General features: G+C 59.3%; 10 protein-coding genes. 3 read left to right on the top strand and 7 right to left on the bottom strand.

All coding sequences use genetic code 11. The features are described from left to right. Together A2J01_RS06445 and A2J01_RS06440 are read left to right on the top strand one after the other, a co-directional pair. The coding region (locus A2J01_RS06445; RefSeq protein ID WP_231915716.1) for a thioesterase domain-containing protein at window positions 1–1,028 on the top strand (1,028 nt) is incomplete at its 5' end. Beyond that, entirely contained in the window at window positions 1,025–1,663 is a 639-nt protein-coding gene (locus A2J01_RS06440; RefSeq protein ID WP_054188110.1) for a histidine phosphatase family protein, read from the top strand. The genes A2J01_RS06445 and A2J01_RS06440, both read left to right, overlap by 4 nt. Window positions 1,664–1,746: 83 nt before the next feature. Here the strand turns inward: A2J01_RS06440 and A2J01_RS06435 are convergent, their stop codons facing one another. From A2J01_RS06435 to A2J01_RS06420, 4 genes are all read right to left on the bottom strand, one after another. Continuing rightward, window positions 1,747–2,796 (bottom strand): alpha/beta hydrolase, encoded by a 1,050-nt coding sequence (locus A2J01_RS06435; RefSeq protein ID WP_054188111.1) that lies wholly within the window; start codon window positions 2,794–2,796, stop codon window positions 1,747–1,749. 140 nt (window positions 2,797–2,936) lie between these two features. Next, window positions 2,937–3,791 (bottom strand): ABC transporter permease, encoded by an 855-nt coding sequence (locus A2J01_RS06430; RefSeq protein WP_064112337.1) that lies wholly within the window; start codon window positions 3,789–3,791, stop codon window positions 2,937–2,939. Beyond that, window positions 3,791–4,654, bottom strand: coding sequence for an ABC transporter permease (locus A2J01_RS06425; protein WP_054188112.1), 864 nt, complete (start codon window positions 4,652–4,654; stop codon window positions 3,791–3,793). The genes A2J01_RS06430 and A2J01_RS06425 overlap by 1 nt, the downstream gene beginning before the upstream one ends. Further along, a complete protein-coding gene (locus A2J01_RS06420) occupies window positions 4,651–5,631 on the bottom strand; it encodes a daunorubicin/doxorubicin resistance ABC transporter ATP-binding protein DrrA (protein WP_054188113.1) in 981 nt (326 codons plus the stop codon). Before A2J01_RS06420 ends, A2J01_RS06425 begins: the two co-directional genes overlap by 4 nt. A 434-nt stretch (window positions 5,632–6,065) precedes the next feature. Between A2J01_RS06420 and A2J01_RS06415 the strand changes: the two genes are divergently transcribed. After that, window positions 6,066–6,920 carry a glycosyltransferase family 2 protein gene (locus tag A2J01_RS06415; RefSeq protein WP_054188114.1) on the top strand — a complete coding sequence of 285 codons (855 nt, stop codon included), beginning with the start codon at window positions 6,066–6,068 and terminating at the stop codon, window positions 6,918–6,920. 7 nt (window positions 6,921–6,927) lie between these two features. On the opposite strand, the gene A2J01_RS06410 is transcribed toward A2J01_RS06415, so the two are convergent. The 3 genes from A2J01_RS06410 to A2J01_RS06400 form a co-directional block, all read right to left on the bottom strand. Beyond that, window positions 6,928–7,872 (bottom strand): diiron oxygenase, encoded by a 945-nt coding sequence (locus A2J01_RS06410; RefSeq protein ID WP_064112335.1) that lies wholly within the window; start codon window positions 7,870–7,872, stop codon window positions 6,928–6,930. 6 nt (window positions 7,873–7,878) lie between these two features. Then, entirely contained in the window at window positions 7,879–8,778 is a 900-nt protein-coding gene (locus tag A2J01_RS06405) for a prephenate dehydrogenase dimerization domain-containing protein (RefSeq protein WP_064112334.1), read from the bottom strand. An 8-nt stretch (window positions 8,779–8,786) separates the two neighbouring features. After that, window positions 8,787–9,331: anthranilate synthase component I family protein (locus tag A2J01_RS06400; protein WP_197494167.1), on the bottom strand; the 545-nt coding region annotated here is incomplete at its 5' end.

Raw genomic sequence — 9,331 nt, 5'->3', positions numbered from 1 at the left:
AGTTGGTGGTGGCGTCGGCGTTTGTGGGTGTGTTGGGTGTTGATCGGGTGGGGTTGGATGATGATTTCTTCGAGTTGGGTGGCAACTCCCTCATCGCGATGAAATTGACCGCCAACTTGAGCAGCACACTCGATTTCGATGTTCCTGTCCGCATGCTCTTCGGTGCATCGACACCCGAATTACTCGCTGCCAGGATCGAAGAGGCTCGGGAATCAGGTTCGGCGACACCGGACGATCATGCGATCGGCGTGCTCTTTCCCGTTCGCATCGAGGGACAGCGGCCACCGCTCTTCTATATCCATGCAATGAGTGGTCTGGCGTGGAAGGCCTCGGGCTTCGCTCCGTATCTAGAGGCAGATACACCGATCTACGGCCTGCAAACTCCCGTAATGACGGAGGCGTGGGCATTACCGACCTCTGTCGACGAGCTAGCGCACCGTTACGTGCGTGAGATGATCGATGTGAATCCGACTGGGCCGTTTAACATAATCGGCCACTCAGTTGGAGGGTTCATCGGCCATGCATGTGCTGTTCTTCTACGCGAGCAAGGTTTCGAGGTCTCTCTGTTCATGGTGGATCCACGTCATCCGAGGGAGGTCGACGATGATGTAGCGCTCGAGAACACCCGTGACATGGCAGCTAGTTGGGGAGTGGAACTCGGTGAAGGTGCCGACGTCAATTCTCTTGATCGCAGCCAGATCATCGCCATCGGTAAAACGCTGGACTCGGTGTCGTTCATGACTGAGACACAGATTGGCGCACTTTACGACTTCGCTTCGGCGAGTGGTGAATTGATCTCCGGGTATGAGCCGCGCAAATATGATGGCGACGTGGTGATGTTCCGGGCAGCTGCGGGCATGGACATGGACTTCACAGTGACAGACGAATGGAGATCGGTGATCGGTGGACAGATCACTGACATCGATATCGACAGCAATCACACGTCGATGATGCATCCGGACAAGCTCGAGTTGATCGGGCCGATCGTCGCCGAGTACCTACGTACGCAGGAGAAGCGCTCGTCATGACTGATGAAACCCCGGCTCGGTCGGCCGAACCTCGCACTGTCGTGCATTTTGTACGTCACGGAGAGGTGTTCAATCCGTCGAAAGTAATTTACGGCCGGCTACCCGGATACTCGCTTTCCGAATTGGGCAATCGCCAGGCGAAGGCAGTCGCCGAGATTCTCGGTGATCGTCCAATCTCTTCGATCTTCTCCAGCCCGCTCGAACGCGCGATTGAAACTGCCACTCCGCTAGCCGATTTGTTGAATCTACCCATCGAGAAGAACGAAGATCTTGTGGAGTGGGAGGGAAGGTTCGACGGGATCGCAGCGGGAGACCCGAGACTGAAGCCGTCGGTCGGGTTGCTGCTCAAAACGTGGAATCCAGTGACGCCTTCGTGGGGGGAGAGCTACAAATCGATGGTCAGACGTATGTCTGCTGCCCTGGATTCGGCTCGGCGTCGGAGCGCGGGCAAGGAGGGCGTGTGCTTCAGCCACGAGCTGCCCATCTGTACCTTGCGGCGTTCGTTGAGGAGCGAATCATTGTGGCGTCGGCAGCATGAACGCGATGTGGCTCACACTTCGATCACTTCAGTCACTTTTTCTGGCGAAGCCCTCGTTGATGTCAGCTATTCCGCAAGCCATGTACCTACGGACTGAGGTATAGAGGAAAGCCAGCCTGTTCTTCTCGCATTTGATCGAGAAGAACAGGCTGGCTGGTTGAGAATGTTCCTGCGGTTGTCTCAGATTCCGAGCGAACCGGCGATGAACGGCCATGATTTGTGTAGCTGATCCTGCCAGTAGCCCCACGAGTGGGTCCCGACCGGCTGGAAGTCGACAACGGCCGGAATATTCAATTCATACAGGCGCTTGGCCATGTTCGAAGTGCAAAGGTTGGTCGCTGCTTCGATCGGGCCGCCGATGATGATCTGGTTCTCCGTATATGCGCGACCATCACTCAGACGTGGGTTGAGGAATGTGTCGTTCGGAATTCCAGGAAGCCCGTTTCCGGTGCTCATGTAGATGGGCGTCCCACGCAGCTTCTCTGCGTTGACGAGCGGATCGTGTTCGACCCATCCCGGTCCGTCCAATGGTCCCCACATATTCGTGATGTCGTCGACGCCGCCGATCCATTCCGTGGTCGTCCGGACGAATGCTTGTCCGAGGGGATCGCTGGTCTGTGCGCAGCCACTGTAAGCGGCAACAGAACTGTAGAAACCGGGGTACTCGATCGCCAAGTTCAGTACCGACGTACCGGACATCGAGATGGCCGAGATGGCTTGCTTACCGTTGCTCCCCAGCTCTTCGTTCAACAACGGGGGCAATTCTTTGCCCAGGAAGGTCGACCACTTGTTGCGTCCGGCCTTGGGGTCGTCCTTCTCCCAGTCGGTGTAGTAGGAGAGACGCCCACCGACAGGCGTGGCGACGTTCACGTTCTTGTCAGCGAAAAAATCGACTACATCAGTTTGTAGTTCCCATGTCGCGGCATCTTCTCCGCCGCCGGCACCGTTCAGCAGATAGACGATCGGGCGAGGTTCGGAGTTGTCGGCCGGGGTGATCACCTGAATCGGAACGTCCTTGTCCATCGACGCCGCATAGACGTTGACGACGAGCTGACGGTCATTGACCTTCTCGACGGATTTGATGTAGGAGCCCGTCGACGCTGTTTCGGATGAGTCGCCACCGACGCGCGCGGGGGTGGCCTGCGCGAGACCGGCTGTGAGCAGTGAGCCGGCAACGGCCAATGCACCGATCTGTACGGTGCGTCGCCAGGTCGTAGAATTTCGCGTCAAGACCTCATACCTTTCGGTTGATTCATTGTCGATTGCGACCTTGTCGCATTCAGAGAATTGAGTCGGTTATTGTTTGTGGACTGTTACCGTATTTAGATATTTAAATTCTGGTATAAGGCCACACTCGCTGGATGCGTCTGTCATGAAGTCTCCGCAGCCCGGCGGTAACCCCGAATCGCAGGATATAGAAAAACAGCGATCATTCCCGCTGACCAGGCAAGCATTTTCAGAACTGGCACCAGGACCGGGCCTCCGAGCGAAAGTCCGCGCATAGCGTCGACTGCGACGGACATCGGTTGTGCGGCAATTACGGGTTGAAGCCAGACCGGATATGCCATTGTCGGGACAAAACCACTGTTGAAGAACATCAACAGGGTGCACCCAATGGAAACCAATTCGACGAGCGGGACATTTTCCGACATCGTGGCGAGAGCCGTGACCATCACCGCGAACCCAATGCCGAATGCGATGGGTAGAAGTATCATTGCCACTGCCGCAAGCGGGCCCTGAGTGAACCGGAAGCCGACGGCATAACCAACGCCGATGATGACGATCGTTGTCAGTAGAACTCGAACGGCTTCAGCGATCATCCGGCCCACCAGGCCCGATGCTCGGTGTGCGGGCAGCGTCCAGAATCGACCGAGCAGACCGCTCTTCAGCTCGCCCCGCAAGCCAACTGCGCTGGCGATCGAACCGAACATCGCCCCCACGAGAATGATGAGCGGGACAGTCCCATAGATACTCGGCTGCCCGGTGGCAGCTGTGATGGAATTTCCCAGAACAACGCGAAACATGATCAAGGTCAACGCGGGATAAACGAGCGCCTGAACAGTCGTTGAAGGATCGCGCGCCCAGTTGATCAGAAGCCGCTTCGCCTGAATAAGGCTGTGGGTCCAGAGCGCGCTGGCCGAGTTCTCGGGTAGTGCCGCGTTGGGAAGAGGGAACGCGAGCGCCCTCCCACTGCGTATCTCCTCACGCTTCTCGAGAGAACTCATCACGCTCGCCTCGTACTTGCCCAGTATGCGAGTGGCCCGCATACCGCTATCAAACCGATCGACCAAGCCGCAACTGGCACCAACGTATTCGGGGTGAGGGTGCCGGCAGCCAGGTCCCGCATGGCGTAGGAGAACTGAGATACGGGCTGATTGCGTACGAACGGCCGGATCCATTCCGGGAATCCGCTCTCCGGAACAAATCCACACGAGAGCATTCCGAGGATCAATTGGGGAAGTGTCAATGCCTGACTGGTTGCTTGTGGGCTCTTCGACAGCGAGCCGATTGCATCACCGCCGAGCGACAAACACGTACTGAAAGTCAACGCGATCACGCAGAAGAGCATGGCCTGTGACAGACCACCGACGAAGCGAAATCCGATCGCGTATCCGTAGATCACTGCTGCCGTCAGGGAGACGACGGATCGGAGGAATCCACTACTCATCCGCGAAAACAGTGGAACCGGGCCGAAAACCGGCATGGTTTGCATGCGACTGCTGAAGCCAGTGATGCGTTCGGTCGCCGACATCTGCGCCGCTGAGATCGAAGTGAAGGCCATCGCCTGCAAGACGATGATCGGCATCAAGAACTGTGCGTAATTGATTCCCTGCAGCTGCATTACGAACTTGAGGGGCAGGTAAAAGCCGACCGTGAAGATCAATGGCGCGACGATTGCGACTAGCAATTCGTGCCGGCGAATCATTGCGCGAACGGTACGGCCGGTAAGGGTCCACCACTGTGTGACCGCGGATGGCTGCGGACGACGATGGCGTCCGATCCGAGCTGCATTCGGCACCGTGATGGACCGTTGACCTACCTGTTTCAAGGCAAGATCTTGAGTTGCGTATTTCGTCGTCGTGGTCACGTCGCATCGCTTGTTTCGCTCGGACGCGACTGCCCCGTCAACGACAGGAACACGTCGTCAAGTGAAGGCCTGCGCAGGGCGATGTCCGCGAGTGGTATCCGTGCGTGATCGAGACGCCGCAGAGCTTCTGCAAGGGTCGCAGAACCACGGGGTGCGGGAATTGCAATTCGGCCGTTCTCGACTGCCAGATCGAAGCGGAAGTCCGGCGGAACCAAATTACCCAACGCGTTGGCTGCTGGCCCCAGCAAGCTTGCCTCGGCGGGAACGATTTCGCAGAAGCTGGCGCCGGTTCGTGCCTTCAATTCGTTGGCCGTCCCTTCCGCGATGACAGATCCTTTGTCGATGACAATGATGTTGTCGCTGAGGAGGTCAGCTTCCTCGAGGTACTGAGTGGTCAGCAGAACCGTGATGCCTTGCTCCTTCAAAGTCTGCACGAGGTTCCACACGCTCTGGCGGCTGCGGGGGTCCAGTCCAGTCGTCGGCTCGTCGAGAAATACGACTTCTGGCCTCACTACCAATCCACACGCAATGTCGATGCGTCGTCGCATGCCGCCGGAGTAGCCTGCAACGGCTCGCCCCCCAGCTTCCACGAGATCGAATTCCTCGAGAAGGTCCACGGCGCGTTGCCTGGCGGATGCGCGATCGAGGCCCATCAGGCGAGCGAACAGTTCGATGTTCTCGCGTCCGGTGAGTGCGTCGTCGAGTGCGGCGAACTGGCCAGTCATCATGATCGAACGGCGAACGTCGGCTGGGTTGCGAGCGACGTCGTATCCGGCAACCATTGCGACGCCGCGGTCAGGCCGAATCAACGTGGACAGAACCTTGACGGTGGTGGTCTTACCTGCGCCGTTGGGTCCAAGGATGCCGAGCACTGTGCCCTTGGGAGCTTGGAAGTTGATGCCACGCAATGCGTGCACATCCTTGAAGGACTTGTGAACGTCCTCCACGACTACCGCCGCGTCCGTCGATAAGGGCATCAATTCTCCGCTGTCTACATGGGTGTTCGGGCCGAGCTGTGCTTGGACAGGGCCTCTCGGCACTGTCCTTTCTCGAGCAAGCCGTAGCCCGAGCCGGAGTCACTGGTAAGGACCCCAGTGGTTGCGGGAACCTTGTACGTCTATCTCCGGATGCACAGTGGATGTTACCGGAGGGACAACCTCGTTCCGGCCTTCGCGCGGTGGGGATCGATGCAAATGTGCAGCTTGGCGATAAGCCGCGGTCAGGCCGACCGACGGGAATGTGCGATATCGCACAGTGTCCGATACCGGGCCTGATTTCGGGTCGCCGACAGGTGTGAACCGTGTTCGCGCGTCCTGAATGCTCGTCGAATACTACGAGTTCGTACTCGATCGACGGGCACCCCTGACTCGATCATCAAGTCGACTCCCTCTGGCGAGGTAACCTACTGCTCATGGATATCGGCACGTTGTCAGTGGTGGTTCCCGTGTACAACGAGGAGGACTACATCGCCGGGTGTTTGGAGTCCCTCGCTTGTCAAGGGGACGAGATCCTCGAGATAATAGTTGTCGACAACAATTCCACCGATCGCACCCCTGAAATCGCGCGTTCTTTCGAGCAGCGGGATTCTCGAATTCGATATCTTGTAGAACCGCGTCAGGGCGTTGTTCATGCACGTAATGCCGGGTTCGACATCGCAGTGGGTGAATTCATCGGCAGGGTCGATGCGGATTCGCGTGTCGCACCAGGGTGGGCGCGAGCGGTTCGAAGTTCCTTCGCTTCTCATGATCTTGATGCCGTTACCGGTTTCTCGTTGTTTTACGAGTCACCGTTTTCGGGTCTTCAACGAGCAGCGGTGAACAAAGCCGAGGCCCGTGGCGATTTCCACGGAATCAAACCGGCGCACGCACTGACTGGTTCGAATATGGCGATTCGGGCGACGTCGTGGCGCTCGATCCGCGACAAGGTCAGTGATCGCACCGACATTCACGAAGACGTGGATCTGTCGCTGTGCCTGATGAAGGCAGGGATGCAGTTCGGCACTGACCTGGACATGCGCAGCGAAATCTCCGGTCGTAGGGGAGAGACTGGACCCATCGAGTTTCTGTCATACAACAAGGCTTCGGTGACAACGCTCGAGTATCACCAGGCTATGACTACACGACTTCGTTTGATGATTCTCAAGACGTCAATTCTGCATGCTCTGTTGTGGCCGGCGTACCGAATGTACGACCGGCAAACCGATCGGTTGTCATGGCGGAAACTGCTGTCAGGTTCCGGAGCCCGCACTATGCCCGTGGATTCGTGAGAGTCGGCTACATCCTGTCCAGATTCAAGGTCTTGTACAACCTCTCGATACCGCTGAAGTCCTGGACGAACAGGTTGTTGCGCCGTCCCGATTCGATGTCGTCGAGCATCTTCTGTCCGCCGGTTACGGCTTCGATCTCCATGATTGCTCGCCACGCGCCGAAGTCGGTCCCGCTGAAAGCGCGCATGGCGCCCTCGAAGCCTTCCAGTAGATAGCTGCGATCTCCACGATTCAAGGAATCCCAGACCAGTACCGCCAGTTTCCCGGCAATCGAGGCATGGCAGTACTCGTCGCGAGCGTGCAACCGAATGGTCGCGCGGTTGATCGACTGCACGCCCGGGTCGTCCGAGATCAGGTCGAGGTATGCGGTGATCGACACCTCGGCGACGGTCATGAACGCCAACTGTGTCAGGGCAATCTTGCGAGGCCCCTCGGCTGCGTCGAGAGCTTGCGCCCGCGTGCGGACCGTCAGGACGTCTGGCAGTGCCTTCGCCGGCAGCCCCCAGCCCCTGCCTCGACGGGTCGCTGAACTGGCATTGAAGTGCATGAGCGTGTGATATTGCTCGTCGACCATCGCCTGATTGACCGCCACTGCAGCCCAATCTCCGAGACCGACGCCGAGTCGGTCTTCGGCGAGAACGTCGAAGCCGGGATTGACGACGTACTTCTCGATGTCCATGACGTTCTTGTTGAACGCGATCCATGCCCAGGCTTGCAGGCGTTGCTTCTGCTCGGGGCTCAATGCCAGGTAGGTCGGATGCTCCGCGAACGGGAGAAGTGCTTCGGGGTAGTCGGACAGCGACGAATCGAAGAGATCGTCCAGTTCCGGTTCCGCCTTCTTCACGGTTGCCCGGCGCGCCCAATTGCTCGCAAGGCGGCGGACGATTGCACTCTCGACCGGATCGGAGGCGTCGTACTCCGGGAGGCTGGGCGGACTCACTCCAGGTCTCATCGTGCCCTACTCTCTGTGCCCTTCGGCGATCTCTCCGTGCCCTTCGGAAATGCGATCGAACAAGCTCTGGCACTCCGCGTTCAATTCGCCTGAGCGATTGTCGAGCGCTGCGTCGGCGGTTTTCATCAGCGTCGTGAAGTCGCCGAGGGTCTCGGCCGCCCTGTCCACCTGTGCGGTGGCATCGAACAGTGCTTTTCGTGTCGCACCTGCGTACGGATTGCCCGCTTGTACGTCCCAGTACACCTCCGGTTCGCCGCCGGCTACACGCGCCAGGAGCGCGAGCAAGGCCCGATGCGGGGGAGGGGCGACCGCGAGGAGTTCGTCCGCGGAAACTCCGAGTTCGGCCAGGGCAACGCCGAAAGCCAGCACCGACGCGTGTGTCAGAACCTGGGTGGCCGCAGCCAACCGGTCGTGACGATCGGCGTCCATCACCGCGACCGACGCTCCCCACGAGCGCACGATGTCGAGGAATCTGTCGGACTGCGGACCGCCGACGTACGGCACTGCGATGACGGCCCGACCGCGTGGCCCGAGCGACGGACGGAACATGGGGTTGAGTCCGAGGAACTCCCCTTCTCGGCCGGCGTCGGCGATTGCTGCGTCCATCCGCGATTTGACCGACAGCGTGTCCACAACGAGAGCGCCGGATGTCCGAAGGCTCGGTAGTGCGGCTAGAGCGACCTGTTCGGGAACCGCGAGCACGATGATGCGCGAGGACTCCACGTGCGCGAGGACTTGCTCACTGGGTTTCGTGATGTCTCCGACGACTACATCTCCGTCGGGATCGCTGCCTGCTGGGTCGACGACGGTGACGGTCGACCCCCCGGCGCGAAGCAGTTCGACGAACATGGATCCGACGGCACCCAGCCCGCCGACAACCGTCGCTGTGCCTGATGTCGCCGTCATGGCTGGATCTACCCGCCGTACTCGAGGACCCGCGAGGACACCGCATCGAGCGCACGGAGCAGCGTGGACGCCTTGACCGTGGTCTCGTCGAATTCTTCTTCCGGATCGGACAACGCTGTGATGGCACCGCCGATTCCGAAGGTCACGCCGCTCTCGGTGCAGACCAGCGACCGGATCACGATCGAGAGGTCCGCGGCGCCACCGAGCGCGAAGTACCCGATCGATCCCGAGTAGACCCCACGTGGGCCGGATTCGAGGCGGTCGATGATCTCCATCGTCCGTACCTTCGGGGCGCCGGTCATCGATCCACCGGGGAACGCGGCACGCACACAGTCCACCGCCGACGACCCCGGACTCAGATGTCCGCGCACCGTCGACACCATTTGGTGAACGGACGAGTACGACTCGATCGCGAACAGCCTCGGAACGTGGACACTTCCCGGAACGCAGACCTTGGTGAGGTCGTTGCGGGTGAGGTCCACGATCATCAGGTTCTCGGCGCGGTCCTTCTCGCTGTCGAGCAGGTCCTGCCGTAGGGCAGCATCACGCGCTC

The sequence above is a fragment of the Rhodococcus sp. EPR-134 genome (genome assembly GCF_001647205.1).
GTDB lineage: Bacteria > Actinomycetota > Actinomycetes > Mycobacteriales > Mycobacteriaceae > Rhodococcus_F > Rhodococcus_F qingshengii.
Note: the sequence above shows the minus strand (reverse complement) of the source record. Positions and strands in the feature narration are given on the sequence as shown.